The organism is Pseudomonas mosselii (assembly GCF_019823065.1).
Lineage (GTDB): Bacteria > Pseudomonadota > Gammaproteobacteria > Pseudomonadales > Pseudomonadaceae > Aquipseudomonas > Aquipseudomonas mosselii.
Map to the genome: position 1 here is coordinate 1,870,846 of NZ_CP081966.1, position 25,973 is coordinate 1,896,818.

The 25,973-nt window shown below is 65.4% G+C and carries 20 protein-coding genes and 6 tRNA genes; 23 read left to right on the forward strand and 3 right to left on the reverse strand.

Going from position 1 to position 25,973, the window contains the following annotated elements; all coding sequences use genetic code 11:
• Nucleotides 1–47: 47 nt before the first annotated feature.
• On the reverse strand, nucleotides 48–1,097 hold the full coding sequence (locus K5H97_RS08540) for an HlyD family secretion protein (protein WP_028690422.1): 1,050 nt from the start codon (nucleotides 1,095–1,097) through the stop codon (nucleotides 48–50).
• A gap of 142 nt (nucleotides 1,098–1,239) precedes the next feature.
• Here K5H97_RS08540 and gltX point away from each other — a divergent pair, with 142 nt between their 5' ends.
• From gltX to K5H97_RS08600, 12 genes are all read left to right on the forward strand, one after another.
• On the forward strand, nucleotides 1,240–2,721 hold the full coding sequence (gene gltX, locus K5H97_RS08545; RefSeq protein WP_028690423.1) for a glutamate--tRNA ligase: 1,482 nt from the start codon (nucleotides 1,240–1,242) through the stop codon (nucleotides 2,719–2,721).
• A gap of 346 nt (nucleotides 2,722–3,067) precedes the next feature.
• Nucleotides 3,068–3,143, forward strand: a tRNA-Ala gene (locus tag K5H97_RS08550).
• A 72-nt stretch (nucleotides 3,144–3,215) separates the two neighbouring features.
• Nucleotides 3,216–3,291: transfer RNA gene (locus K5H97_RS08555), tRNA-Glu, on the forward strand.
• A 52-nt stretch (nucleotides 3,292–3,343) separates the two neighbouring features.
• Nucleotides 3,344–3,419 (forward strand) — tRNA-Ala (locus K5H97_RS08560).
• A gap of 42 nt (nucleotides 3,420–3,461) precedes the next feature.
• Nucleotides 3,462–3,537 (forward strand) — tRNA-Glu (locus K5H97_RS08565).
• 66 nt (nucleotides 3,538–3,603) lie between these two features.
• Nucleotides 3,604–3,679: transfer RNA gene (locus K5H97_RS08570), tRNA-Ala, on the forward strand.
• 42 nt (nucleotides 3,680–3,721) lie between these two features.
• Nucleotides 3,722–3,797: transfer RNA gene (locus K5H97_RS08575), tRNA-Glu, on the forward strand.
• Between the two features lie 172 nt (nucleotides 3,798–3,969).
• Nucleotides 3,970–4,509: a TetR/AcrR family transcriptional regulator gene (locus K5H97_RS08580; protein ID WP_028690424.1), complete on the forward strand. Its 540-nt coding sequence runs from the start codon at nucleotides 3,970–3,972 to the stop codon at nucleotides 4,507–4,509.
• Nucleotides 4,510–4,533: 24 nt separating this feature from the next.
• A complete protein-coding gene (locus K5H97_RS08585) occupies nucleotides 4,534–5,367 on the forward strand; it encodes an alpha/beta fold hydrolase (RefSeq protein ID WP_028690425.1) in 834 nt (277 codons plus the stop codon).
• A gap of 44 nt (nucleotides 5,368–5,411) precedes the next feature.
• Nucleotides 5,412–5,846 (forward strand): acyl-CoA thioesterase, encoded by a 435-nt coding sequence (locus K5H97_RS08590; RefSeq protein WP_028690426.1) that lies wholly within the window; start codon nucleotides 5,412–5,414, stop codon nucleotides 5,844–5,846.
• Between the two features lie 52 nt (nucleotides 5,847–5,898).
• Nucleotides 5,899–6,870, forward strand: a complete 972-nt coding sequence (locus tag K5H97_RS08595) for a tRNA dihydrouridine synthase (RefSeq protein WP_028690427.1) — start codon at nucleotides 5,899–5,901, stop codon at nucleotides 6,868–6,870.
• 167 nt (nucleotides 6,871–7,037) lie between these two features.
• On the forward strand, nucleotides 7,038–7,481 hold the full coding sequence (locus K5H97_RS08600) for an Hsp20 family protein (protein WP_028690428.1): 444 nt from the start codon (nucleotides 7,038–7,040) through the stop codon (nucleotides 7,479–7,481).
• A 177-nt stretch (nucleotides 7,482–7,658) separates the two neighbouring features.
• On the opposite strand, the gene K5H97_RS08605 is transcribed toward K5H97_RS08600, so the two are convergent.
• Both K5H97_RS08605 and K5H97_RS08610 read right to left on the reverse strand, forming a co-directional pair.
• Nucleotides 7,659–10,955, reverse strand: coding sequence for a PAS domain S-box protein (locus K5H97_RS08605; RefSeq protein WP_028690429.1), 3,297 nt, complete (start codon nucleotides 10,953–10,955; stop codon nucleotides 7,659–7,661).
• 61 nt (nucleotides 10,956–11,016) lie between these two features.
• Entirely contained in the window at nucleotides 11,017–11,895 is an 879-nt protein-coding gene (locus K5H97_RS08610; RefSeq protein WP_028690430.1) for a LysR family transcriptional regulator, read from the reverse strand.
• A gap of 131 nt (nucleotides 11,896–12,026) precedes the next feature.
• On the opposite strand from K5H97_RS08610, the gene leuC reads away from it, so the two are divergent.
• From leuC to K5H97_RS08665, 11 genes are all read left to right on the forward strand, one after another.
• Nucleotides 12,027–13,460 (forward strand): 3-isopropylmalate dehydratase large subunit, encoded by a 1,434-nt coding sequence (leuC, locus tag K5H97_RS08615; protein WP_028690431.1) that lies wholly within the window; start codon nucleotides 12,027–12,029, stop codon nucleotides 13,458–13,460.
• Nucleotides 13,457–14,101, forward strand: a complete 645-nt coding sequence (gene leuD / locus K5H97_RS08620; RefSeq protein WP_028690432.1) for a 3-isopropylmalate dehydratase small subunit — start codon at nucleotides 13,457–13,459, stop codon at nucleotides 14,099–14,101. Before leuC ends, leuD begins: the two co-directional genes overlap by 4 nt.
• A 90-nt stretch (nucleotides 14,102–14,191) precedes the next feature.
• Nucleotides 14,192–15,274: a 3-isopropylmalate dehydrogenase gene (leuB, locus tag K5H97_RS08625; RefSeq protein WP_028690433.1), complete on the forward strand. Its 1,083-nt coding sequence runs from the start codon at nucleotides 14,192–14,194 to the stop codon at nucleotides 15,272–15,274.
• 63 nt (nucleotides 15,275–15,337) lie between these two features.
• Nucleotides 15,338–16,450 carry an aspartate-semialdehyde dehydrogenase gene (asd, locus tag K5H97_RS08630; protein WP_028690434.1) on the forward strand — a complete coding sequence of 371 codons (1,113 nt, stop codon included), beginning with the start codon at nucleotides 15,338–15,340 and terminating at the stop codon, nucleotides 16,448–16,450.
• Nucleotides 16,451–17,403: 953 nt separating this feature from the next.
• On the forward strand, nucleotides 17,404–18,411 hold the full coding sequence (locus K5H97_RS08635) for an aspartate-semialdehyde dehydrogenase (protein ID WP_028690435.1): 1,008 nt from the start codon (nucleotides 17,404–17,406) through the stop codon (nucleotides 18,409–18,411).
• 71 nt (nucleotides 18,412–18,482) lie between these two features.
• The gene (locus K5H97_RS08640; RefSeq protein ID WP_028690436.1) at nucleotides 18,483–21,113 is read left to right on the forward strand and encodes a FimV/HubP family polar landmark protein; all 2,631 of its coding nucleotides are present in this window, start codon (nucleotides 18,483–18,485) and stop codon (nucleotides 21,111–21,113) included.
• Between the two features lie 135 nt (nucleotides 21,114–21,248).
• Nucleotides 21,249–22,103 (forward strand): tRNA pseudouridine(38-40) synthase TruA, encoded by an 855-nt coding sequence (gene truA / locus K5H97_RS08645; protein ID WP_028690437.1) that lies wholly within the window; start codon nucleotides 21,249–21,251, stop codon nucleotides 22,101–22,103.
• A gap of 59 nt (nucleotides 22,104–22,162) precedes the next feature.
• The gene (locus K5H97_RS08650) at nucleotides 22,163–22,783 is read left to right on the forward strand and encodes a phosphoribosylanthranilate isomerase (RefSeq protein ID WP_028690438.1); all 621 of its coding nucleotides are present in this window, start codon (nucleotides 22,163–22,165) and stop codon (nucleotides 22,781–22,783) included.
• Between the two features lie 207 nt (nucleotides 22,784–22,990).
• Entirely contained in the window at nucleotides 22,991–23,884 is an 894-nt protein-coding gene (gene accD / locus K5H97_RS08655; RefSeq protein WP_028690439.1) for an acetyl-CoA carboxylase, carboxyltransferase subunit beta, read from the forward strand.
• Nucleotides 23,884–25,191, forward strand: a complete 1,308-nt coding sequence (gene folC, locus K5H97_RS08660; protein ID WP_028690440.1) for a bifunctional tetrahydrofolate synthase/dihydrofolate synthase — start codon at nucleotides 23,884–23,886, stop codon at nucleotides 25,189–25,191. Before accD ends, folC begins: the two co-directional genes overlap by 1 nt.
• A complete protein-coding gene (locus K5H97_RS08665) occupies nucleotides 25,175–25,846 on the forward strand; it encodes an SPOR domain-containing protein (protein ID WP_028690441.1) in 672 nt (223 codons plus the stop codon). Before folC ends, K5H97_RS08665 begins: the two co-directional genes overlap by 17 nt.
• The last annotated feature ends 127 nt before the right edge of the window (nucleotides 25,847–25,973 follow it).

The window sequence follows — 25,973 nt, forward strand, 5'->3', positions numbered from 1 at the left end:
CGATCCAGTCGCGCCGGGTCGGCTCCGCGGTGGGGCGCAGCGGCGCGTCACCGGCCATCGGTATCCCCATCGCGCAGGTCGACCGTGGCGGTGACCGACATGCCCGGGCGGATGCGCCCATGCAGCGGGTTGTCGGCGGCGAAGGTCAGCTTGACCGGAATGCGCTGCACCACCTTGGTGAAGTTGCCGGTGGCGTTGTCTGGCGGCAACAGGCTGAACTGCGCGCCGGAAGCGGCAAACAGGCTGTTCACGCGGCCTTCGATCGGGGTATCGGGGTAGCTGTCGAACCGCAGTTCGGCGTGCTGCCCGGGGTGCATCCTTCCGATCTGGGTTTCCTTGAAATTGGCCTGTACCCAGATGTCCTCGTCGGGGACGATCGACAACAGGTAGGCGCCGGCCTGCACCACCTGGCCGTTGCGGGCGTTGCGCTGGCCGATGGTGCCGCTGATCGGCGCGTGAATCGCGCAGCGGGTCAGGTTCAGCTCGGCCTGGGCCAGGTCGGCGCGGGCATTGGCGATTTGCGCATCGAGGCGTTTGAGTTCGGCGTTCAGGGCATCGACCTGCTGGCGCTGGCCCTTGAGGTCAGCCTGGGCCTTGTCTACCTGCGAGCGGGCGACATGGCTTTCCGCCGACAAAGTGGTGACCCGCTCTTCGGAGACGAAGCCGGGCTTGCGCAGGGCCTGGGCACGGTTGAGGTCCAACTGCGAGCGGTCGAGGGTGGCCTGGCTGGCGGCCACCTGGGCCTGACCGGCCGCGATCAGGCTGCCTTGCTGGGTCAGGCGGCTACGCGCCTGGGCCAGTTCCGCCTCGCGGGTGGCCAGGGCCGCGCGGGCGCGCTCGACGGCCAGTTCGAAGTCGGCGGCTTCCAGGCGCACCAAAAGGTCGCCCTTGCGCACGTGCTGGTTGTCCTCGACCCGCACCTCTTCGATGCGCGCGCCCAGCTGGCTGGAGATGCGGGTGATCTCGCCTTGGACATAGGCGTTGTCGGTGCTCTCAAAGAAGCGCCCCTTGAAGTACCAGTGGGCCAGGAAGGCGAGGCCGACCAGCAGCACCAGGGAGATGAAGACCAGCAGGCGGCGTTTGAGTGGAGTGGGCATGGGAGGCTGTCGTTGCGAGAATGTAAGCAAATTTAACAGCGCTCGGCAGTCCCCTCACAAGTGACGATCGCGCCATTGCTGGAGCCCGGTACCTGCTCCCTGCTAACATCCCGCCTTTGTTTCTCTTTGTTCGAGACTCTCCATGACCACCGTTCGCACGCGTATCGCGCCATCGCCCACCGGCGACCCCCATGTCGGCACCGCCTACATCGCCCTGTTCAACTACTGCTTCGCCAAGCAGCACGGCGGTGAGTTCATCCTGCGGATCGAAGACACCGACCAGTTGCGCTCCACCCGCGAGTCCGAGCAGCAGATCTTCGACGCCCTGCGCTGGCTCGGCATCGAGTGGAACGAAGGCCCGGACGTGGGCGGCCCGCACGGTCCATACCGGCAGAGCGAGCGTGGCGAGATCTACGCCAAGTACGCCAAGCAACTGGTCGACGCCGGCCACGCCTTCTACTGCTTCTGCACCGCCGAAGAGCTGGAGCAGATGCGTGCCGAGCAGATGGCCCGCGGCGAAACCCCGCGCTACGATGGCCGCGCCCTGCTGCTGAGCGACGAGGAAGTGCAGCGCCGCCTGGCCGCTGGCGAGCCGCATGTGATCCGCATGAAGGTGCCGAGCGAAGGCGTCTGCGTCGTGCCGGACATGCTCCGTGGCGATGTCGAGATTCCGTGGGACCGCATGGACATGCAGGTGCTGATGAAGAACGACGGCCTGCCGACTTACTTCCTGGCCAACGTGGTCGACGACCACCTGATGGGCATCACCCACGTGCTGCGCGGCGAAGAGTGGCTGCCGTCGGCGCCCAAGCTGATCAAGCTGTACGAGTACTTCGGCTGGGAACAGCCCAAGCTGTGCTACATGCCGCTTTTGCGCAACCCCGACAAGAGCAAGCTGTCCAAGCGCAAGAACCCGACCTCGGTGACCTTCTACGAGCGCATGGGCTTCATGCCTGAAGCCATGCTCAACTACCTGGGCCGCATGGGCTGGTCGATGCCGGACGAGCGCGAGAAGTTCTCGCTGGCCGAGATGGTCGAGCACTTCGACCTGTCGCGCATCTCCCTGGGCGGTCCGATCTTCGACATCGAGAAGCTGTCTTGGCTGAACGGCCAGTGGCTGCGTGAGCTGCCGGTGGAAGAGTTCGCCGCGCGCGTGCAGAAGTGGGCGTTCAATAGCGACTACATGATGAAGATCGCCCCGCACGTGCAAGGCCGGGTCGAGACCTTCAGCCAGGTTGCCCCGTTGGGAGGCTTTTTCTTCGAGGGCGCGCTCAAGCTCGACGCCAAGCTGTTCGAGAGCAAGAAGCTGTCGGCCGATCAGGTACGCCAGGTGATGCAGCTGATCCTGTGGAAGCTGGAAAGCCTGCGTCAGTGGGAAAAGGACCGCATCACCGGCTGTATCCAGGCCGTGGTCGAGTCGCTGGAGTTCAAGTTGCGCGATGCCATGCCGCTGATGTTCGCCGCCATCACCGGCCAGGCCAGCTCGGTGTCGGTGCTCGACGCCATGGAAATCCTCGGTCCCGACCTGACCCGCTACCGCCTGCGCCAGGCCATCGACCTGCTCGGTGGCGTGTCGAAGAAGGAAAACAAGGAGTGGGAGAAGCTGCTGGCGAATATCGCCTGATGGCGTACTGAAGGCGGTCGCTGAACCTTGTGGGAGCGGCCTTGCGTCGCGAAAGGACCGCAACGCGGTCCCGCGAATTTAGCTTCCACGCAATAATCGCCGGGGCCGCTGTGCGGCCCTTTCGCGACGCAAGGCCGCTCCCACAGGCATTTCCCTCGCGGCCAAGTAATCGGTAGCAGCAGGGCAGGGCGGTAAGTGATTGTTATCTGTGAAAAAAATTTTGAATATTTTCAAAAATTCGTTTGACAGCCCTGCAATCCGATCTTAATATGCGCCCCGTCCACAGCGATGAACGAAAACGAAACGCCAGGCACCCAGCCAGCGCTTCGGTTCAAAGCGACATTGTGGGGCTATAGCTCAGCTGGGAGAGCGCCTGCATGGCATGCAGGAGGTCAGCGGTTCGATCCCGCTTAGCTCCACCAAATTCCGACTGATGGCCAAGGCCGTCAGGCAAGACCGGTTACAGCAAACGGGTCTTGAAGGTAAGAAGGTTCGTCCCCTTCGTCTAGTGGCCTAGGACACCGCCCTTTCACGGCGGTAACAGGGGTTCGAGTCCCCTAGGGGACGCCAGTTTCACACAAGCGATGTTTAAAATGTCGCTGGGCCGCGAGGCTAGAAATCCGGGGCTATAGCTCAGCTGGGAGAGCGCCTGCATGGCATGCAGGAGGTCAGCGGTTCGATCCCGCTTAGCTCCACCAATTTTGCCGCGATTCGCGAAAGCGGGTCGGCACGAAGGTTACGTCCCCTTCGTCTAGTGGCCTAGGACACCGCCCTTTCACGGCGGTAACAGGGGTTCGAGTCCCCTAGGGGACGCCACTTTTACCCGCGTTTGCGGGCGTTGAATAGCTCATCATCCAGATCGGTGAGTTATTTGTTTTACTCGGGGCTATAGCTCAGCTGGGAGAGCGCCTGCATGGCATGCAGGAGGTCAGCGGTTCGATCCCGCTTAGCTCCACCAATTTGCCACGATTCGCAGCAGCGAGTCGGCACGAAGGTTAAAGTCCCCTTCGTCTAGTGGCCTAGGACACCGCCCTTTCACGGCGGTAACAGGGGTTCGAGTCCCCTAGGGGACGCCAATTTTTTTACCTGCGTTTTGCAGGACTTATAAGGCTCATTCGATTATTGAATGGGCCTTTTGTTTTTTCTGCCTCCCGAAAACTGTCGCTGCGCCGATCAATGGCCGTAGATTCCGCTTGCCAGAAAATATTATGAATATAATATGATGACCATAATGTTTTGAGGTGAGCCATGAGCGACAAGAAGAGCAAGACTCGCGAACGCATCCTCGATGCCGCCCGCAGCGCGCTGGTGCAACAGGGGCCGGCCGAGCCGAGCGTCAGCCAGGTCATGGGCGCCGCGGGGCTGACGGTCGGCGGCTTCTATGCCCACTTCGACAGCAAGGACGAGCTCATGCTCGAGGCGTTCAGCCAGTTGCTCGGCGAGCGCCGCGCCTTGCTCGCCCAGCTCGATCCCGCCCTTGACGGCGCCGAGCGCCGGGCCCTGGTGGCGGCTTTCTACCTGTCGCGCAAGCACCGTGATTCCGAGGTGCAGGCGTGCCCGATTCCCAATGCACTGAGCGAGATGCAACGCCTGCCGGAGGCGTTTCGCAATGTGTTGGCCGAACACATCGAGTTGATGACCGCACAGATGGTCGATCGACCCGAAGACATCGACAAGGCGCTCGCCGATTTCGCCCTGATGGTGGGTGGCCTGGCTGTGGCCCGTGCCCTGGGCGATGGCGAACTGTCCGACCGTATCCTGCGCGCCGCCAAGTCGGCGGTGATCTGAGCAACCTGACCCTGGAGCAAGGCGATGACTACCCTGAGCTGGATTCGTGGCGTCAATGGCACTCTCGGCCACCTGGTCCCCGAGCATGTCGCCGGCAAGATGCGCCGTGCCTTCATGACGCCGCGCGCCTTGCCGCCCAAACCCTGGGAGCTGCCGCTGCTGGCCCGCGCCGAGCGCATCACCCTGCGTTTCGGGCTGTCGGCGCTGCGCTGGGGGCAGGGGCCGACGGTGTTGCTGATGCATGGCTGGGAAGGGCGCCCGACCCAGTTCGCGGCGTTGATCGAGCGGCTGGTCGACAGCGGCCACACCGTGGTGTCGCTGGAAGGGCCGGCCCATGGGCGCTCGCCCGGCGAGCAGGCGCATGTGGTGGCGTTCGCTCGCGCTTTGCTGGAGGCCGCCGCCGAGCTGCCGCCGTTGCGGGCGGTGATTGGCCACTCCATGGGCGGCGCCAGCCTGTTGCTGGCCCTGCAATGGGGGCTGCGCACCGATGCGGCAGTCAGCATCGCCGCGCCGGCACGCCTGCTTGGCGTGCTGCGTGGCTTCGCCCGGCGTCTTGGCCTGCCGGCCCGGGCCAGGGCCGCATTCATCCGTCAGGTGGAGCGGGATGTTGGCGTGCAGGTGGCGCGCCTGGATGTCAGTGGCTATCAGCTGGATGTGCCGGGCCTGGTGGTGCATGCCGAGGACGATCCGGTGGTGCCGGCCGGCGAGGCGCCGGTAATTCACCAAGCCTGGTTCGACAGCCGCTTGCTGCTGCTGGAAGAGGGCGGCCATCAGCGGGTGTTGGCCGACCCGCGCCTGGGCGAGGCGGTGATGGAGCTGCTGGCGCGCTCCAGCCAACGCGCGCGGCAAAGCGCCTGAGCATCCGTTACACTCTGCCCGGTCACTGAACACCGGGAGCGGGCATGAGCTGGGATCTGGCAGCACCATTCATCATCGACCTACGCGTCGGCAGCGAGGACATCGACGGCCTCGGTCACGCCAACAACGCCGTCTATGTCACCTGGCTTGAGCGCTGTGCCTGGCGCCATTCCCAGCGCCTGGGGCTGGACCTGGCCGAGTATCGCCGGCTGGACCGGGCGATGGCGGTGGTCCGCCATGAAATCGACTACCTCGCCGCCGCCTATGAGGACGACGAGCTGCAGCTGGCCACCTGGATCGTCGACTGGGACCAGCGCCTGCGCATGACCCGGCGCTTCCAGCTCAAGCGTCCGAGTGACGGCGTCACCTTGCTGCGGGCGCAGACCACCTTCGCCTGCATCGAGCTGTCCAGCGGCAAGCCCAAGCGCATGCCGGCGCAATTCCTCGATGGTTACGGTCCGGCGCTGACCGGCCGCTGAAGCGCGGCGTTTTTTTGCTAGACTGCCGCCTTTTGCGTGGCGAGACCCTGAAATGCAAATTGCCCTGGCCCCGATGGAGGGGCTGGTCGACAACATCCTGCGCGACGTCCTGACCCGGGTGGGCGGCATCGATTGGTGCGTCACCGAGTTCATCCGCGTCTGCGACCGCCTGCTGCCGGCGTCGTCGTTCGACAAGCTGGCGCCGGAACTGCGCCAGGGCGCGCGCACCGCCGCCGGCGTGCCGATGCGCGTGCAATTGCTCGGCTCGGATCCGGTGTGCCTGGCTGAAAATGCGGCCCTGGCCTGCGAGCTGGGCGCGCCGGTCATCGACCTGAACTTCGGCTGCCCGGCCAAGACCGTCAACAAGTCTCGGGGCGGGGCGGTGCTGCTCAAGGAGCCCGAGCTGCTGCATGCCATTGTCCGCGAGGTGCGGCGCGCGGTGCCGGCGCATATCCCGGTGACCTCGAAGATGCGCCTGGGCTACGACAGCCCCGACGGCGCGCTGGACTGCGCCAGGGCGCTGGCCGAAGGCGGCTCGGCGCACCTGGTGGTGCATGCGCGGACCAAGGTCGAGGGCTACAAGCCGCCGGCCCATTGGGAGTGGGTGGCGCGGGTGCAGGATGTGGTCGCGGTGCCGGTGTTCGCCAATGGCGAGATCTGGACGGTCGACGACTGGCGGCGCTGCCGCGAAGTCAGCGGTGCCAAGGACATCATGCTGGGGCGCGGGCTGGTGTCGCGCCCGGACCTGGCGCTGCAGATCGCCGCGGCCCGCGATGGCGTCGAGTACCAGCCGATGAGCTGGGATGAGTTGCTGCCACTGCTGCGCGAGTTCTGGCGCCAGGCCCAGGACAAGCTGTCGCCGCGCTACGCGCCGGGGCGAATGAAGCAGTGGCTGGCGATGTTGACCCGTGGCTATCCCGAGGCGGTGGCGCTGTTCGCTGAGTTGCGTCGAGAGGATGACTGCCAGCGGATCAGTGAGTTGCTGGGCGTGAAGATGCGCGCCGTTGAGGCTTGTGTCGCCTGAGTCGGCGCTTTCGCGGGGCAAGCCCGCTCCCACGAAACCATACCCAGTCGAAAATTTTTTCATGCCAGCCCTTGAAAGCCTTTTGCCAGGACCTATCTCTTGAGTACGCGATGCCGAAGTCGGGTCGCGTAGTGACTTTACTTGCTGAATCTCAGGAGTTAATGACCATGACTACCGCTTTCTCTCTTGCACCGCTTTTCCGCAACTCCGTCGGTTTCGACCGTTTCAACGACCTGTTCGAAGCCGCCGCCCGTAACGAGGCCGGTAGCAGCTACCCGCCCTACAACGTGGAAAAGCATGGCGATGACCACTATCGCATCGTGGTGGCCGCGGCCGGCTTCCAGGAACAGGACCTCGACCTGCAAGTCGAAAAAGGCGTCCTGACCGTGACCGGCGGCAAGCGCGACAACGCCAGCGAAGGCGTCACCTTCCTGCACCAGGGCATTGCCCAGCGCGCCTTCAAGCTGTCGTTCCGCCTGGCCGACCATATCGAGGTCAAGGGCGCGGGCCTGGCCAACGGCCTGCTCAGCATCGAACTGCTGCGCATTGTGCCGGAAGAAGCCAAGGCCAAGCGCATCCCGATCAACGGCGAAAAGCCGGCGCTGAACTGAGTTCGGCGGGATGAAAGAAAGGGCACCTTCGGGTGCCCTTTCTGCTTTGTGCCGGGGATGAATGCCCTTTGACTGGCGTGGGAGCGGGCTTGTCCCGCGATTGCAATGCTGGGTCTCATACCGCAATCGCGGGGCAAGCCCGCTCCCACGCCATGCGTGAACTGTTACCAGGCCAGTTCAGTAATCCGCCGGCGCCTCCAGCAGCATCTGACGGAACTCCGGCAACGGCAGCGGTCGGCTGTGCAGATAGCCCTGGTAAAGGTGGCAACCCAGCCGCTCAAGGAACTCCAGCTGCTCGGTCAGCTCCACGCCTTCGGCAATCACCGCCAGTTCCAGGCTGCGTGCCATGGCGACGATGGCGCGGACGATCTCGGCGTCGTTGGGGTCGACCGGCGCGTCGCGCACGAAGGTCTGGTCGATCTTCAGCGCGTCCACCGGCAGGCGCTTGAGGTAGGTGAGCGAGGAATACCCCGTGCCGAAGTCGTCCATGGCGAAGCTCACGCCGTAGCCCTTGAGTTCGCGCATCTTGCTGATGGTGTCCTCCAGGTTTTGGATGACGATGCCTTCGGTGATCTCCAGCGTCAGCATGCGCCGCGGCAGGCGGTAGTCGTCGAGGCTGCGCAGGACCCGCTCGACGAAGTCGTTCTGGCGGAACTGCCGCGGGCTGATGTTGACACACAGGCTGAAGTCGTCGGCGTCGATCAGGCCGTCCGCGAGCATGTGCGAGCAGGCATCGCAGGCCTCGTCGAGGATCCAGCTGCCGACTTCGAGGATCAGGCCGCTTTCCTCCAGCACCTGGATGAACTGCGCCGGCGGTTGCTGGCCCAACTGCGGATGGTGCCAGCGCAGCAGCACCTCGGCGCCGACGATGCGGTTGTCGCGGGCATCGACCTGGGGCTGGAAGTGCAGGGCCAGTTCACCCCGGGCCAGCGCCAGGCGTAGGTCGCTTTCCATGCGCAGGCGCTCGCTGGCGGCCTTCTGCATGGTGGTGTGGAACAGCTGGGTGGCGTTGCGTCCTGAGTCCTTGGCCCGATACAGGGCAATGTCGGCGCGTTTGAGCAGATCGGCGGGGGTGGTGCCATGGTCGGGGATCAGGGCCACGCCGATGCTCGGTGTCACCTGCAGGCGCTGCCCGTCCAGCGACATTGGCTCAGCCAGCAGCTCACGCAAGGTGTCGGCCAGTTCGCGAACCCGGCTTTCCACCACCTCGCGGCTGCCCTCCAGGCCGCTGAGCAGTACCACGAACTCGTCGCCGCCCAGGCGCGCCACGGTGTCCTCCAGGCGCACGCTGGCCTCGAGGCGGGCGGTGATGATCTTTAGCACCGTGTCGCCTACCGGATGGCCGAGGGAGTCGTTGATGTGCTTGAAGTGATCGAGGTCGAGGAACAGCAGCGCGCCGCGCAGGTTGTGGCGCTTGAGCAGCGCGATCTGCTGGCTCAGGCGGTCCATCAGCAGGGCGCGGTTGGGCAGGTTGGTCAGCGGGTCGTGGTAGGCCAGGTGGCGGATTTGCGCCTGGGCATTCTTCAGCAGGCTGACATCGCGGGCGGTGAGTAGCAGGCAGTCGGTTTCGTTGAGGCTGATCGGCTCCACCGAGACCTCCACCGTGAGGATGTCGCCACGTTTGTTGCGCCCGAGCATCTCACGGTGATGCACCCGGCCGCGCTCGCGCAGCTCGTTGAGCAGGGCGGCACGCTGTTTTTCATCGGCCCAGATGCCGATTTCGTAGACCGTGCGACCCACCACTTCCTCGGGGCTGTAGCCGGTCAGCCGGCTGAAGCCGTCGTTGACCTCCACGTAGCGCCCGCTCTGGCGTTCGGTGATGGTGATGGCGTCGGGGCTGGAGTGGAATGCCTTGGCGAATTTTTCTTCGCTGGACTTGAGCGCCGCCTCGGCGCGTTGCTGCTGGGTGATGTCGCGCAGCGTGGTGACGCTGCAAGGCTGGCTGTCGACACTGATCAGGCGGCTCGAGATCACGCAGGTCAGCGGCGTGCCGTTGCGGTGGTTGACCACCACCGCCACATTGCTCAGGGCCTGGTCGCGGATCACCCGCTCGATGCGCTGGGCGCGTTCGGCCGATTCGGCCCACAGGCCGATCTCCTCGGCGGTCTGGCCGAGGATCTGCTCCGGGTTCCAGCCGAAGGTCTGGCTGAAGGCCGGGTTGATCTCGATGAACTGGCCGGTGTCCTGGCGGGTCACGCAGATCGGGTCGGGGCTGACCTGGAACAGGCTGGCGAATTTTTCTTCCGAGGCGCTCAGGCGCTGTTCGCGTTCGACCTGATCGGTGATGTCGAGCAGGGTACCGGCCATGCGCAGGGGATTGCCGTGGTCGTCGCGGTACAGTCGGGCGCGGCTTTCGATATAGCGCGAGGCGCCGTTGTCCAGCTGCACGCGGTAGGTGATCTGGTAGTTGCCTGCCGGCCCCTCACGCAGGCTGCGATAGGCCTGGCGCATGGCGCTGCGCTCGTGCTCGGGCACGCCTTCGAAGAAGGCCTCGAACGATTCGTGGAAAGGTACCGGGTCCAGCCCGTGCAGCTGGGCGGCGCGGGCCGAGCCATAGAGCATGCCGCTGGGGATGTGCCAATCCCAGGTGCCGAGCTGGGCCGAGTCCAGGGCCAGGTCGAGGCGCTCCTGGCTGTCCTTGAGCGCCTGCTCGGCGCGTTTGCGCTCGGTGGTATCGACGAAGGTGCTGATCAGGTAGGTGACGCCTTCGAGTTCGATGCCCTGGGTGCAGAGGATGCCGTCGTGGATCTTGCCGCTGGTGGCGCGGAACTGCACCTCCAAGGTCAATGGGCCGCTACCGGCGCGGGTGGCGTCCATCACCAGGTGGCGCTGCTCGGGATTGACCCACAAACCCAGCTCCAGGCTGGTCTTGCCGACCACCTGGGCGCCCGGCCAGCCGAACATGTGCTCGAAATGCTGGTTGACCTCGATGATCATGCCGTCGTGGCGGCGGGTCAGGAGGATGGCGTTGGGGCTGAGGTGGAACAGGGTGGCGAAGCGCTTTTCCGAATTGATCAGCGCGGATTCCCGCTCGCGCTGGCGGGTGATCTCGCGAATGACCCCGATCATCTGTGGCCGGCCGTGGGGATCGTGGGTCAGGCTGCCGTTGATCTCCAGCCAGTGCACGCTGCCATCGGGCCAGCGGATGCGGTGGCGCATGGCCTGTTCCACTGGCTCGCCGTTGACCACGGCCTGGAATGCCTGGCGGGTGCGGGCGCGGTCTTCCTCGGGAAGCAAGTCCAGGTAGTCGACGTCGTTGGGTAGCGGGCGCTGCGGATCGAAGCCGAACAGTGCCTGGGTGCCCCGTGACCAGCTCACCCGGCCACTTTCGATGTCCCACAGCCAGGCGCCCAGGCGCGCGCCGTTGAGCGCGGCCAGCAGCTGGGGAGCGTTCTGCCAGGCCAGCTCCGATTCCTGGGGATCGGCCGCAGGGATGCGTGGCAGGCGCGGAAAGCGGTTTGCTGATTTGGGCATCGGTACCAGACCTTTGGCGGAAAACGCGTCCTTGTGGATGTCATGCCGTACTGACGAGCGGTCAGGCGGACCCTGCATGGCTGTCGAGCAGGGCCATGAAAGCCCTGGCCGCGTTCGACAGCGTGCGTTCGGTATGCAGTATGTAGCCTAGCTGGCGTGACAGCTGTATGCCGGGCAGGGCGATGGGCGCCACCTGTTCATCGAGCATAGTACGTGGCAGCACGCTCCACGCCAGGCCGATCGACACCATCATCTTGATGGTTTCCAGGTAGTTGGTACTCATGGCGATGTTCGGGACCAGGCCCTGGCTTTCGAACAGGCGCTGGACGATATGGTGGGTGAAGGTGTTGCCGCCGGGGAACACCGCCGGGTGGCGTGCCACGTCGGCCAGGCTGACCGCGCCGTTACTGGCCAGTGGGTGCTCGGGCGAGGCGACGAAGTCCAGGGCGTCGTCCCACACCGGCACAGCCCGCACTAAATGGTGTGGCTCGGGCGCCAGGGTGATCACCGCAATCTCGGCGCGACCGTGCAGCACCTCGTCGTAGGCCGCCTCCGAGTCGAGGAACTGGATATCCAGTGCCACCGCCGGGTACTGGCGGGTAAAGGCGCGCAGCAGTGGCGGCAGGCGGTGCAGGCCGATGTGATGGCTGGTGGCCAGCGTCAGGCGACCGCTCACCGCCCCAGTGAGGTTGGTCAGGGCGCGGCGGGTATCATCGAGTACGTTGAGGATCTGGTAGGCGCGGGGCAGCAGGGCGCGACCGGCCTCGGTGAGGGTGACCTCGCGGCCCAGGCGGTCGAACAGGCGCACGTCCAGTTGCTGCTCGAGGCCGGCTATGCGCTTGCTGATGGCCGGCTGGGTCAGGTGCAGGCGTTCGCCCGCCCCGGAAAAACTACCGGTTTCGGCGATGGCGATGAAAGCGCTGAGGTTGGCCAGGTCCATCTATGTGAATTCCCAATAGTTATGCAAAGTATAAAAATTATGAATTTGAGTTATTCAATCTATCGCCATAGCATCGTCCGTACAAGCCAAGGGGTCTTTGGCATAGAAAGACGCTGATGAGGAACAGTCTGATGGCTGGCAAAACGCTCTACGACAAACTCTGGGAAGCTCATGAGGTCAAGCGCCGCGATGACGGCTCCTCATTGATCTACATCGACCGCCACATCATCCATGAAGTGACTTCGCCCCAGGCTTTCGAAGGCCTGCGCCTGGCCAGCCGCAAACCCTGGCGCATCGACGCCAATATCGCCACACCCGACCACAACGTGCCGACCACGCCGGAGCGCAAGGGCGGTATCGAGGCCATCGTCGACCAGGTGTCGCGCCTTCAGGTGCAGACCCTCGATGAGAACTGTGACGAATATGGCATCGTCGAATTCAAGATGAATGACGAGCGTCAGGGTATCGTCCATGTCATCAGCCCGGAGCAGGGCGCGACCTTGCCGGGCATGACCGTGGTCTGCGGCGACTCGCACACCTCCACCCACGGCGCGTTCGGCGCCCTGGCCCATGGCATCGGCACCTCCGAGGTCGAGCATGTGCTCGCCACCCAGTGCCTGGTGGCCAAGAAAATGAAGAACATGCTGGTGCGCGTCGAGGGTGAATTGCCCGCCGGCGTCACCGCCAAGGACATCGTCCTCGCCGTGATCGGCAAGATCGGCACCGCCGGCGGCAACGGCCACGCCATGGAGTTCGCCGGCAGCGCCATCCGCGAGCTGTCGATGGAAGGCCGCATGACCATCTGCAACATGTCCATCGAAGCCGGTGCCCGGGTAGGCCTGGTGGCTGTCGACGGCACCACGATCGCCTATGTCGAAGGCCGTCCGTACGCGCCGAAGGGCGAGCAGTGGACGCAGGCCGTCGAGGCCTGGAAAGGCCTGGTGTCCGACGCCGACGCCGTGTTCGACACGGTGGTCGAGCTCGACGCCGCGCAGATCAAGCCGCAGGTCAGCTGGGGTACATCGCCGGAGATGGTTCTGGCCGTCGACCAGCGCGTGCCGGACCCGGCCGCCGAGCCCGACCTGATCAAGCGCGGCTCGATCGAGCGCGCCCTCAAGTACATGGGCCTGGCCGCCAATCAGGCGATCACCGAGATCAAGCTTGACCGCGTGTTCATCGGCTCGTGCACCAACTCGCGCATCGAAGACCTGCGCGCCGCCGCCGAGATCGCCAAGGGCCGCAAGGTTGCCGCCAACGTCAAGCAGGCACTGGTAGTGCCGGGCTCGGGCCTGGTCAAGGCCCAGGCCGAGCGCGAAGGGCTGGACAAGATCTTCCTCGAGGCCGGTTTCGAGTGGCGTGAACCGGGCTGCTCGATGTGCCTGGCGATGAACCCGGACCGCCTGGAGAGCGGCGAGCACTGCGCGTCCACCTCCAACCGCAACTTCGAAGGCCGCCAGGGCGCCGGTGGCCGTACCCACCTGGTCAGCCCGGCCATGGCCGCCGCCGCCGCGGTGACCGGCCACTTCATCGATGTCCGCGAGTTGATCCAAGGGAGCGCAGCATGAAAGCCTTTACCCAGCACACCGGTCTTGTCGCGCCATTGGATCGTGCCAACGTCGACACCGACCAGATCATTCCCAAGCAGTTCCTCAAGTCGATCAAGCGCACCGGCTTCGGCCCCAACCTGTTCGACGAGTGGCGCTACCTGGATGTCGGCCAGCCTTACCAGGACAACAGCAAGCGGCCGTTGAACCAGGATTTCGTGCTCAATCATGCGCGTTACCAGGGCGCCAGCGTGTTGCTGGCGCGGGAGAACTTCGGCTGCGGCTCGAGCCGAGAGCACGCCCCGTGGGCGCTCGACGAGTACGGTTTTCGCAGCGTGATCGCGCCGAGCTTCGCCGACATTTTCTTCAACAACAGCTTCAAGAACGGCCTGTTGCCGATCATTCTCGACGCTGCCGAGGTCGACGAACTGTTCCAGCAGGTCGAGGCCAACCCGGGTTACCAGCTGACCATCGACCTCGAGGCCCAGGCCGTGACCCGCCCGGACGGCAAGGTACTGAAGTTCGAGATCGACGCGTTCCGCAAGCACTGCCTGCTCAACGGCCTGGACGATATCGGCCTGACCCTGCAGGACAGCGACGCGATCAAGGCGTTCGAGGGCAAGCACCGCGCCAGCCAGCCGTGGTTGTTCCGCGACGCGTGATTGACTGCTTGCCCCGCGCAAAGGGGCATTGGACACTGAAGTACTTCGGCGCGCCTGCGAGGCGCGCCGCTTGATTGGATAGAGGAACGCATGAGCAAGCAGATTCTGATTCTCCCAGGTGATGGCATCGGCCCGGAAATCATGGCCGAGGCGGTCAAGGTGCTGGAACTGGCCAACGACAAGTTCCAGCTCGGCTTGAGCCTCACCCACGACGTGATCGGTGGCGCGGCCATCGACAAGCACGGCGTGCCGCTGGCCGACGAGACCCTGGCGCGCGCGCGCCAGGCCGACGCCGTGCTGCTGGGCGCCGTGGGCGGTCCGAAGTGGGACAAGATCGAGCGTGACATCCGTCCGGAGCGCGGCCTGCTGAAGATCCGTTCGCAACTGGGCCTGTTCGCCAACCTGCGCCCGGCCATCCTCTATCCGCAGTTGGCCGATGCCTCGTCGCTCAAGCCCGAGATCGTTTCCGGGCTGGACATCCTCATCGTCCGCGAGCTGACCGGCGGCATCTATTTTGGCGCGCCACGCGGCCAGCGCGAGCTGGAAGGCGGCGAGCGCCAGGCCTACGACACCCTGCCCTACAGCGAGAGCGAAGTGCGCCGCATTGCCCGTGTCGGCTTCGACATGGCCCGCGTGCGCGGCAAGAAGCTGTGCTCGGTGGACAAGGCCAACGTCCTGGCGTCCAGCCAGTTGTGGCGCGAAGTGGTCGAAGAGGTGGCCAAGGACTACCCGGACGTCGAGCTGAGCCACATGTACGTGGACAACGCCGCCATGCAACTGGTGCGCGCGCCCAAGCAGTTCGACGTGGTGGTGACCGACAACATGTTCGGCGACATCCTGTCGGATGAGGCTTCCATGCTCACCGGCTCCATCGGCATGCTGCCGTCGGCGTCGCTGGATGCCGACAACAAGGGCATGTACGAGCCGTGCCACGGTTCGGCGCCGGACATCGCCGGGCAGGGCATCGCCAACCCGTTGGCGACCATTCTCTCGGTGTCGATGATGCTGCGCTACAGCTTCAACCAGACGGCCGCCGCCGAGGCGATCGAGCAGGCGGTGAGCCGGGTGCTGGACCAGGGCCTGCGCACCGGCGACATCTTCTCCGAGGGCTGCCGCAAGGTGGGTACGCAGGAAATGGGCGACGCAGTAGTCGCAGCGCTGCGGAATCTGTAATCTCTCTGGCCCGCCACCAAAAACTCCCGGTGGCGGCCCACTTTTAGCAAAGGTGTAGTTGCGATGAAACGTGTAGGTCTGATCGGTTGGCGTGGAATGGTCGGTTCCGTGCTCATGCAGCGGATGCTCGAAGAGCAGGACTTCGACCTGATCGAGCCTGTGTTCTTCACCACCTCCAACGTCGGTGGCCAGGGCCCGAACGTGGGCAAGGACACTGGCCCGCTCAAGGACGCCTACAGCATCGACGAGCTCAAGACCCTCGACGTGATCCTGACCTGCCAGGGCGGCGACTACACCAACGAAGTCTTCCCCAAGCTGCGCGAAGCCGGCTGGCAGGGCTACTGGATCGACGCGGCCTCGTCCCTGCGCATGCAGGACGACGCGGTGATCATCCTCGACCCGGTCAACCGCAAGGTCATCGACCAGCAGTTGGACGCGGGCACCAAGAACTACATCGGCGGCAACTGCACCGTCAGCCTGATGCTGATGGGCCTGGGCGGCCTGTTCGAGGCTGGCCTGGTCGAGTGGATGAGCGCCATGACCTACCAGGCGGCCTCGGGCGCCGGCGCGCAGAATATGCGTGAGCTGATCAAGCAGATGGGCGGTATCCATGCGGCGGTCGCCGACGACTTGGCCAACCCGGCCAGCGCGATCCTCGACATCGATCGCAAGGTGGCCGAAGCCATGCGTGGCGAGGGCTTCCCGACCGACAACTTTGGCGTGCCGCTGGCCGGCAGCCTGATCCCCTGGATCGACAAGGAACTGCCGAACGGACAGAGCCGTGAAGAGTGGAAGGCCCAGGCCGAGACCAACAAGATCCTGGGGCGCTTCAAGAGCCCGATTCCGGTCGACGGTATCTGCGTGCGGATCGGCGCGATGCGTTGCCACAGCCAGGCGCTGACCATCAAGCTGAACAAGGATGTGCCTCTGGCGGACATCGAAGGCATGATCAGCCAGCACAATCCCTGGGTGAAATTGGTGCCTAACCAGCGGGAGATCAGCATGCAGGAGCTGAGCCCTACCCAGGTGACCGGGACCCTGAACGTGCCGGTCGGGCGTTTGCGCAAGCTGAACATGGGGTCGCAGTACCTTGGGGCCTTCACCGTTGGCGACCAGCTGCTGTGGGGGGCTGCGGAGCCGCTGCGGCGGATGTTGCGGATTCTGCTGGAGCGGTGATCTGGGTGGTTTGAGTTTGGTTTTTGAAGAGCCCGTGTTGCGTGAGTGATGCGGGTTTTTTATTGGTGTTAGATTGGTTGTTGGTTGTTGGTTGTTGGTTGTTTTGAGGGGTTTGTTCGGATTCTTTTTCAGCGGCGACGCTGATATCGCTGTTTCGCCTTGCGGCGACTTACTTTTGTCTTGGCAAAAGTAAGCAAAACCGCGCGCTCGTTCATCCGGCCCCTGCGCTTCGCTCCGGGGTTCCCTCGCTCCGGCCTTGCTCCCGGGAGGACCGCACTGACGGGCCATCCATGGCCCGCAGTGCTCGACGGCCATCCATGGCCGTCGCCTCCCTCCGCAAGGCCTGCGCTCGGCCTCCTGAAGTCGCGCAAGATACGGGCGGCGCCTGGGCTGGCGCAGCTGTCGCTAGTTGAAATTTTAATTAATCTCTCGATCATATCGCGGGGTGGTCAATACATATCTAAAAGTCAAACAACTAACTTCGAACTTCTCGCTCTCGCTCTCGCTCTTGCTTCTAAGCGCGCGATAGTCCAGGCGCCGCCAATTGCGACTTCAGGAGGCCGAGCGGAGTTCTTGCGTAGGGAGGTGACGGCCATGGATGGCCGTCAAGCGCTGCGCCCCAGGATGGGGCGTTCAGCGCGGTCCTCCCGGGAGCAAGAACGGAGCGAGGGAACCCCGGAGCGAAGCGCAGGGGCCGTATGAACGGAGCCGAACGGTTTTGCCTACTTTTCCCACGAGAAAAGTAGGCCGCCGTAAGGGCGGAAGGGTGATAATGCGTCGACATCGCCAATGAATGCGCATAAATAAATCAAAACCCACACTCTTGAACCCGAACCCGAACCCGAACCCGAACCCGAACCCGAACCCGAACCCGAACCCGAACCTACCTCCCACCCCACAATCCAAGTAAAGTGCCGCTCCCCCGCCGTACCCCGCAGAAAGGAACCGATCCCATGACCACCCCCGCCCTAGACATCGCCGTAGTCGGCGCCACCGGCACCGTCGGTGAATCCCTCGTCCAGATCCTCGAGGAAGTGGCCTTCCCGGTCTCCACCCTGCACCTGCTGGCCAGCATGGAATCCGCCGGCAGCAGCGTCATGTTCGCCGGCAAGAAGCTGAAAGTCCGCGAAGTGGACAGCTTCGACTTCACCCAGGCGCAACTGGTGTTCTTCGCCGCCAGCCCCGCCGTGAGCCGCAGCTTCGCGCCCAAGGCCATCGCCGCCGGTTGCGCGGTGATCGACCTGTCCGGCGCCCTGGACGGCGCCACCGTGCTGGTTCCGGAAGCCAATGGCGAGCGCATCGCCGAACTCGCTCGGCCCGCACTGATCACCAGCCCGAGCGCCGGCGCGGTGGCCCTGGCCGTGGCGCTGGCGCCGCTCAAGGGGCTGCTCGATATCGAGCGCGTGCAGGTCAATGCCTGCCTCGCGGTTTCGGAGCAGGGCAGGGAGGCCGTCAGCGAGCTCGCCCGGCAGACCGCCGAGTTGCTCAACGCACGCCCGCTGGAGCCGCGTTTCTTCGACCGCCAGGTCGCCTTCAACCTGCTGCCCCAGGTCGGCACCCCCGATGAAAAGGGCCACACGGCCGTGGAGCGCCGCCTGGTCGGCGAGCTGCGCCAGGTGCTCGACCTGCCACAGCTGAAGATTTCCGTGACCTGCATTCAAGTCCCGGTGTTTTTCGGCGATAGCTTCAGTGTCGCCGTGCAAAGCCGTAATCCGGTCGATCTGGCGGCCGTCAACGCCGCGCTGGAAGCCGCCGACGGCATCGAGTTGGTCGAAGCGGGCGATTATCCGACACCAGTGGGGGACGCAGTGGGCCAGGACGTGGTCTATGTTGGTCGTGTACGCCATGGTGTCGATGAAGACCAGCAGCTGAATCTGTGGCTGACCACCGACAATGTGCGCAAGGGCGCGGCGCTGAATGCCGTGCAGGCGGCACAATTGTTGATAAAACACATGGCGTAAAAGATACTGCGAGCAATTTTGTCCTGAACCGCGCAAAGGTTTTCGGGACGCTTCATACAAGGGAAGAGTTCATGCTTCGAATTCGCAAACTGGTTCTGGCCATCGCTGCAGCCTCGGCGCTGTCGTCCGGCGTGGCGAACGCTCTGGGGTTGGGCGAGCTGACCCTCAAGTCGGCGCAGAACCAGCCGCTGGATGCCGAGATCGAACTGCTCGATGTGCGTGACCTCACCGCGGCGCAGATGGCGCCCAGCCTGGCGTCGCCGGAAGAGTTCGCCAAGGCAGGGGTGGCCTTCCCACCGTACCTCGAAGACCTCACGTTCACGCCGGTGATCAACCCCAACGGCAAGAGCGTGCTGCGGGTCACCTCCAGCAAGGCGTTGCCGGAGCCGGTGGTCAAGTTCCTGGTCCAGGTCATGTGGCCCCAGGGCCGTCTGCTGCGCGACTACAGCGTGTTGCTCGACCAGGCCCAGGGTAGCCAGCCGACCCAGGCCAATATCAACCCGGCGGTCAGCGCGGGCAGCTACACCACCAAGCGCCGCGACACCCTCTGGCAGATCGCCGCGCGCAACAGCAACGGCGGCTCGATCCAGCAGACCATGCTGGCGATCCAGGCACTGAACCCGGATGCCTTCATCGGCAACAACATCAACCAGCTCAAGATCGGCCAGGTCCTGCGCCTGCCCGATCAGCAGCAGGTGCAGAGCATTCCCCAGGCCCAGGCCAACCGTGAAGTGGCCGAGCAGTACGCCGCCTGGCGCGAAGGCCGTCGCCTTGGCCCGCGTGCACGGCAACTGGACGCCACCCGCCGTGGCGAGGCCGGCGCCGCGCCGGCACGCATCGCCCAGGGCGACAACCTGCGCCTGGTGGCACCAGGCGGCAAGGGCGCGGCCGGTGAGGCCAAGGCGCTCGGCGACAAGCTGGCCGTGGCCCAGGAAAGCCTCGACACCAGCCGTCGCGACAACGAAGAACTCAAGAGCCGCATGGTCGACTTGCAGAGCCAGCTGGACAAGCTGCAGCGTCTGATCGAGCTGAAGAACGACCAACTGGCGCGCCTGGAGGCCCAGGGCGCCGCGGCACCGCAGCCGCCGGCCGGCGCGCTGCCGGGCGAGCCGGCGCCGGCGCAACCGGCGGTGAACGCCCAGCTGACCCCGGCCGAGCCGGTGGTCGCTCCGGCGCCCGCCGCCGCCGACACCGCGCCGCAGGATGTGGCCGCCGAAGCACCGGCCAGCGAAGAGCCCGGCATGCTCGACCAGTTGTTGGGCAATCCGCTGCTGCTGGGCCTGATCGCCGGTTCCGCGTTCCTGGTCCTGCTGTTGTTGCTGCTGCTCCTGGCGCGCAAGCGCAAGGCCCAGCAGGAAGCCGAAAAGCACCTGCGCATGGCGCGTGCCCTGGCCGAGGACAGCGAGCGTGGCCCTGACCTGGAGCTGCCGCCCAGCAGCTTCGAAGGTCTCGACGTGTCGGCGCCGACCGTGACCCTGTCGCCAGCGGTGGTGGCGGCCTCGGCTGCTGCGGCCGTGGCTGCGGAAAAACCTGCGGCCCCCGTCGAAGCCGCCGCGCCAGCGGTCGATCCGCGCGCCGCGCTGCTGGCCGAAGTGGACGACAGCCTGGCCCGTGGCCGGCTCAACCATGCCGCCGACCTGCTGGAAGCGGCGGTGGCCTCCGAACCGCAGCGCAGCGACCTGCGCCTGAAGCTGATGGAAGTCTATGCCCGCCAGGGCGACCAGGATGCTTTCGCCGGTCAGGAACGCAAGTTGGCGGTCAATGATGCGAACCAGGCCGAGGTCGCCGCGCTCAAGGAGCGCTTCCCAGCCATGCTGGGTGTCGCGGCGGTGGCGGCAGGCGCTGCTGGTGCAGCCGCCCTGGCCGCCGAGCTGGACGAGCAGTATGTCCAGGACCTGCTGCAGGACAAGGCGCTGGAGCTGGGCGAAAGCGCGCCGGAACTCGTCGTGGAGCCGGTCGTGGCGGCCCAGCCTGAGCCTGTGGTCGACGAGACCGACCTGGACAGTGCCTTCGACCTGAGCCTGGGTGATGACCTGCCGGTAGATGATCACCTGGACCTGGCCGGTCTCGAGGACCTGGCTGCCGAGGCGCCCGAGGTTCAGGCCGAGCCTGTGCCTGCCATCGCCGAAACCGATGCCGACGACGACTTCGAGGCATTGCTCGCTCAGGCCCAGGCGACGCCGCAGAATGTCGACGACCTGGCCGAGTTCGACCTGGATGTCGCCGAAGAACCGGTCGCCCCGACCAGCAGCGAGGAAGCCCCGGTGGACGTGGCGGCCGAACTGGCGGCCTTCGAGGCCATTCCGGAGTTCGACCCGATCTCCGAGCTGGAACTGCCCGAGGACTTCGACCTGTCGCTGTCGCTGGACGATGACTCGCCGGCGGCCAAGAACTTCGCCTCGGAACTGGACGACGTCAACGCCGAGCTCGACAAGCTGTCGCAGAACCTCGATATCCCGGCAGCGACGCCAGAGCCGCGGTTCACCGCCGAGGACGCGGCGCTGGAGCCCGAGCCGCTGGACGACCTGGACTTCGATTTCTTCTCCGGCGCGGACGAAGTGGCCACCAAGCTCGACCTGGCTCGCGCCTACATCGACATGGGGGACCATCAGGGCGCCCGTGACATCCTCGACGAAGTGGTCAAGGACGGCGACGACAGTCAGCGCCAGGAAGCCAACGAGATGCTCTCGCGCCTGGTCTGAGGCGACGTAGCACAGCGCGGGGCAAGCCCACTCCCACAGAACACGTGGGAGCGGGCTTGCCCCGCGATCATTTCGGCCTCCGCGCGGTTTGCCGGTATACTCCCGTCTTTCGTTTCAGCATCAGGTTTGCCGCTCTTGGACATCATCGACACCGCCGCCGCCGAGTCGGCCGCCGAAGGCTACACCCGCATCGCCCTGGGCGTGGAATACAAAGGCTCGCGCTACCGCGGCTGGCAACGCCAGGCCAGTGGCGTGCCCAGTGTCCAGCAGGCTCTGGAGCAGGCGCTGTCGACGGTGGCCAACGAGCCGATCTCGGTGATCTGCGCCGGGCGTACCGATGCCGGCGTCCATGGCTGCGGGCAGATCGTGCATTTCGACACCCGCGCCGTGCGCGACGAGCGCGCCTGGACCCTGGGCACCAACTTCAACCTGCCCCACGACATCAGCGTGGTCTGGTCGGCGCCCATGCCGGCGCACTTCCATGCCCGCTTCAAGGCCACCGCGCGGCGCTATCGCTACGTCATCTACAACGATCCGATCCGCCCGGCGCACCTGGCCGAGGAAGTGACCTGGAATCACCGCCCGCTGGACGTCGAGCGCATGGCCGAGGCCGCGCGGTATCTGCTGGGGACCCATGATTTCAGCGCCTTCCGCGCCAGCCAGTGCCAGGCCAAGTCGCCGATCAAGCACATCCACCACCTGCGCGTGACCCGCCACGGGCGGATGATCGTGCTGGACGTGCGCGCCACCGCGTTCCTGCACCACATGGTGCGCAACATCGCCGGCGTGCTGATGACCATCGGCGCCGGCGAGCGTCCGGTGGCGTGGGCCCGCGAGGTGCTGGAAGGGCGCAACCGCCGTGACGGTGGGGTGACCGCGCACCCTTACGGCCTCTACCTGGTGCAGGTGGAGTATCCGGAAGAATACGCGCTGCCGCAGCGTTACATCGGCCCACACTTTCTTACCGGCTACGAGGCGCTGGCGGACTGACGGGGCACGGGTCATTTGCTACCATCGACGCTTTCCCGATCACCCAAGGTTCGCCGTCCATGAGCAACGTTCGCAGCAAGATCTGCGGGATTACCCGTATCGAGGACGCCCTGGCCGCGGTCGAGGCCGGCGCCGACGCCCTCGGTTTCGTCTTCTATGCGAAAAGTCCGCGGGCGGTGGACGTGCGCCAGGCGCGGGCGATCATCGACGCGCTACCGCCGTTCGTGACCACCGTGGGGTTGTTCGTCAATGCCTCGCGCTGCGAGCTCAACGAGATCCTCGAAGTGGTTTCCCTGGACCTGCTACAGTTCCACGGCGATGAAGCCCCGGCCGATTGCGAGGGCTACCACCGCCCCTGGATCAAGGCCCTGCGGGTGCGCCCCGGGGATGACCTGGAGGCCGCCTGCCAGCACTACGCCGGCGCCCGCGGCATCCTGCTGGATGCCTATGTGCCGGGCGTGCCGGGAGGAACCGGTGAGGCCTTCGACTGGTCATTGATTCCGCAGCGCCTGAGCAAGCCGATCATCCTTGCTGGTGGCCTGTCGGCCGACAATGTCGCCGAGGCCATTCGCCAGGTGCGCCCGTACGCGGTGGATGTCAGTGGCGGCGTGGAGCAGGCCAAGGGCATCAAGGAAGCAGCAAAGATCGAAGCCTTCATGCAGGCGGTGAAGCAGGCGTGAACGCGGATGTGACGGCTGGCCGCGCGCCATCGTCCATAGCTTTCGCAGCCCGGTGCTGCCAGGTCGCGCCAGAGCGCGGGGCATGCCGGGGAAGAATTGGAGGTGGGGCGGTTGTAGCCGGCCCATCGTCGCTTTACAGAAGAATTTGAGCTCAAGGGCAGGGCGGGGCCGCGCAGGTCTCCCCGGCCAATACTGGAGAAAGCAAGCATGAGCAACTGGTTGGTAGACAAACTGATCCCATCGATCATGCGTTCCGAGGTGAAGAAGAGCTCGGTGCCGGAAGGGCTGTGGCACAAGTGCCCGTCCTGCGAAGCCGTGCTGTATCGCCCGGAGCTGGAAAAGACCCTCGACGTCTGCCCTAAGTGCAACCACCACATGCGTATCGGCGCCCGCGCGCGCATCGATATCTTCCTCGATCCAGAAGGCCGTGCCGAGCTGGGCGCCGATCTGGAGCCGGTCGACCGCCTGAAGTTCCGTGATGGCAAGAAGTACAAGGACCGCCTGACCGCCGCGCAGAAGCAGACCGGCGAGAAGGACGCGCTGATCTCCATGAGCGGCACCCTGATGGGCATGCCGATCGTGGTCAGTGCCTTCGAGTTCTCCTTCATGGGCGGCTCCATGGGTGCCATCGTCGGTGAGCGTTTCGTGCGCGCCGCCAACTACGCCCTGGAAAACCGCTGCCCGATGGTCTGCTTCTCCGCTTCCGGCGGCGCGCGCATGCAGGAAGCGCTGATTTCGCTGATGCAGATGGCCAAGACCTCCGCCGTGCTGGCGCGCCTGCGCGAAGAAGGCATTCCGTTCATCTCGGTACTGACCGACCCGGTCTACGGCGGCGTTTCGGCCAGCCTGGCGATGCTCGGCGACGTGATCGTCGGCGAACCGAAGGCGCTGATCGGCTTCGCCGGCCCGCGCGTGATCGAGCAGACCGTGCGCGAGAAACTGCCCGAAGGCTTCCAGCGCAGCGAGTTCCTGCTGGAGCACGGCGCCATCGACCTGATCATCTCCCGTGACGAGCTGCGTCCGCGCCTGGCTCGCCTGCTGGCGCAGATGACCGGCCAGCCGACTCCGGAAGCGGCCAAAGAGGTCGCCGCGGTCGCGTGATGAACCAGCGCAGCCTGGGCGACTGGCTCGCCTACCTCGAACAGTTGCACCCCTCGGCCATCGACATGGGCCTGGAGCGCTCGCAACAGGTGCTGGCGCGCCTGGGGCTGGGCAAGCTGGCGCCGCGGGTGGTGACGGTGACCGGCACCAATGGCAAGGGCTCGACCTGCGCCTTCGTGGCCGCGTTGCTGCGCGCCCAGGGGCTCAAGGTCGGGGTGTACAGTTCGCCGCACCTGCTGCGTTACAACGAACGGGTGCTGATCGAAGGCCGCGAGGCCAGCGATGAGCGCCTGTGTGAGGCGTTCGCCGCGGTGGAAGCGGCACGCGGCGAAATCTCGCTGACCTATTTCGAAATGGGCACCTTGGCGGCGTTCTGGTTGTTCAAGCAGTCCGCGCTGGACGCGGTGGTGCTCGAGGTCGGCCTGGGTGGCCGGTTGGACGCGGTCAACCTGATGGATGCGGATGTGTCGCTGGTCACCAGTATCGGCGTCGACCACATCGACTACCTGGGTGACAGCCGCGAGTCGGTGGCCTACGAGAAAGCGGGGATCTTCCGTCAGGGCAAGCCTGCGCTGTGCGGTGACCTGGATCCACCACAGCCTTTGCTGGACAAGGTACGCGAGTTGGGTTGCCCGTTCTTCCTGCGCGGGCGTGATTTTGACCTGGATAGCAGTGCCGAACACTGGCATTGGCGTGGTCGCCAGCTCGACGGTTCGCCTGTGGAGTTGCGCGACCTGCCGTTGCTCGACCTGCCCATGGAGAATGCCGCCCTGGCCTTGCAGGCTTTCCTGCTGATGGGCCTGCCGTGGGATGCTGGCACGGTTCGCCAGGCCTTGCTGGATACGCGTATCACCGGTCGTCTCGACCGGCGCGAGCTGCTGCTGCGTGGCAAGCGCGTGGAGCTGCTGCTGGATGTCGGTCACAACCCGCACGCTGCCGAGTACCTGGCCCGCCGCCTGGCGGCGCGCCCGGTGAAGGGGCGGCGCCTGGCGGTGTTCGGCCTGTTGGCCGACAAGGACCTGGCCGGTGTGCTCGCGCCGCTGCGCGACCAGGTCGCCGATTGGGCGGTGGCGCCGCTGGACACGCCGCGCAGTCGCCCTGCCGCGGAGCTGGCGGATGCCTTGACGAACCTCGGTGCGACGGTGAAGTCTTACGCCAGTGTCGCGGCTGCCCTCGAAGGGCAGTGCGCCCAGGCGACGGCGGATGACCAGATCCTGCTGTTCGGTTCGTTTTTCTGCGTCGGCGAGGCCCTGGCCTGGCTCGAGCGGCAGGTCCCCGAGGATGGAGTAGATGGCAGTGCTGGATAAAGGGATGAAGCAGCGCATGGTCGGTGCGCTGGTGCTGGTGGCGCTGGCGGTGATCTTCCTGCCGATGTTGTTCACTCGCGAGGACGAGCTGCGCCAGGTGCGTGTCGAGGCGCCGGAGGCGCCGGCCATGCCCAGCCTGCCCCAGGTTCAGGTGGAGCCTGTCCAGGTGCCAGAACCTCAGGCGTTGCCGGAGCAGAACGAGCAGCCGCCGGTGGTGGTCGACGAGTCCACGGCGCCGGTGACGGCGCCGAGCCAGCCCATCGCGCCGGTAGTGACCGTGGCGCCGCCCGCGCAGCCCAAGCCACAGACGCCAGTGCCGACGCCGCCGGTGGCCAAGGTGGAGGCGCGTCCTGTGCCTGCGTCCGCCGCTCCTGCCGCCAAACCAGCCGCGCCGTCGAAGATCGACGCCAACGGCCTGCCGGTGAGCTGGTCGATCCAACTGGCCAGCCTGTCCAATCGGGCTGGTGCCGAGAACCTGCAGAAGACCCTGCGCAGCCAGGGCTACAACGCCTATATCCGTTCGGCGGACGGCATGAACCGGGTATTCGTCGGGCCGCTGATCGAGCGTGCCGAGGCCGAGCGTCTGCGTGATGTGATCAATCGCCAGCAGAACCTCAAAGGCATCGTGGTGCGCTTCCAGCCGGAGCGTGGCTGAGTTCATCTCTGGACATGCACGTCCCCCTGTAGGAGCGGCCTTGTGTCGCGAAAGGGTGCTCCTACAGCAGTCCGCAAAGCTGTCCCCAGAGTCAGTCCGCAGCCCTTCAAACACCTGACATTCCGCT

Coding starts and splice junctions, on each gene's coding strand:
- K5H97_RS08540 (WP_028690422.1), bottom strand. CDS start 1,097: ATGCCCACTCCACTCAAACGCCGCCTGCTGGTCTTCATCTCCCTGGTG.
- gltX (WP_028690423.1), top strand. CDS start 1,240: ATGACCACCGTTCGCACGCGTATCGCGCCATCGCCCACCGGCGACCCC.
- K5H97_RS08580 (WP_028690424.1), top strand. CDS start 3,970: ATGAGCGACAAGAAGAGCAAGACTCGCGAACGCATCCTCGATGCCGCC.
- K5H97_RS08585 (WP_028690425.1), top strand. CDS start 4,534: ATGACTACCCTGAGCTGGATTCGTGGCGTCAATGGCACTCTCGGCCAC.
- K5H97_RS08590 (WP_028690426.1), top strand. CDS start 5,412: ATGAGCTGGGATCTGGCAGCACCATTCATCATCGACCTACGCGTCGGC.
- K5H97_RS08595 (WP_028690427.1), top strand. CDS start 5,899: ATGCAAATTGCCCTGGCCCCGATGGAGGGGCTGGTCGACAACATCCTG.
- K5H97_RS08600 (WP_028690428.1), top strand. CDS start 7,038: ATGACTACCGCTTTCTCTCTTGCACCGCTTTTCCGCAACTCCGTCGGT.
- K5H97_RS08605 (WP_028690429.1), bottom strand. CDS start 10,955: ATGCCCAAATCAGCAAACCGCTTTCCGCGCCTGCCACGCATCCCTGCG.
- K5H97_RS08610 (WP_028690430.1), bottom strand. CDS start 11,895: ATGGACCTGGCCAACCTCAGCGCTTTCATCGCCATCGCCGAAACCGGT.
- leuC (WP_028690431.1), top strand. CDS start 12,027: ATGGCTGGCAAAACGCTCTACGACAAACTCTGGGAAGCTCATGAGGTC.
- leuD (WP_028690432.1), top strand. CDS start 13,457: ATGAAAGCCTTTACCCAGCACACCGGTCTTGTCGCGCCATTGGATCGT.
- leuB (WP_028690433.1), top strand. CDS start 14,192: ATGAGCAAGCAGATTCTGATTCTCCCAGGTGATGGCATCGGCCCGGAA.
- asd (WP_028690434.1), top strand. CDS start 15,338: ATGAAACGTGTAGGTCTGATCGGTTGGCGTGGAATGGTCGGTTCCGTG.
- K5H97_RS08635 (WP_028690435.1), top strand. CDS start 17,404: ATGACCACCCCCGCCCTAGACATCGCCGTAGTCGGCGCCACCGGCACC.
- K5H97_RS08640 (WP_028690436.1), top strand. CDS start 18,483: ATGCTTCGAATTCGCAAACTGGTTCTGGCCATCGCTGCAGCCTCGGCG.
- K5H97_RS08650 (WP_028690438.1), top strand. CDS start 22,163: ATGAGCAACGTTCGCAGCAAGATCTGCGGGATTACCCGTATCGAGGAC.
- accD (WP_028690439.1), top strand. CDS start 22,991: ATGAGCAACTGGTTGGTAGACAAACTGATCCCATCGATCATGCGTTCC.
- folC (WP_028690440.1), top strand. CDS start 23,884: ATGAACCAGCGCAGCCTGGGCGACTGGCTCGCCTACCTCGAACAGTTG.
- K5H97_RS08665 (WP_028690441.1), top strand. CDS start 25,175: ATGGCAGTGCTGGATAAAGGGATGAAGCAGCGCATGGTCGGTGCGCTG.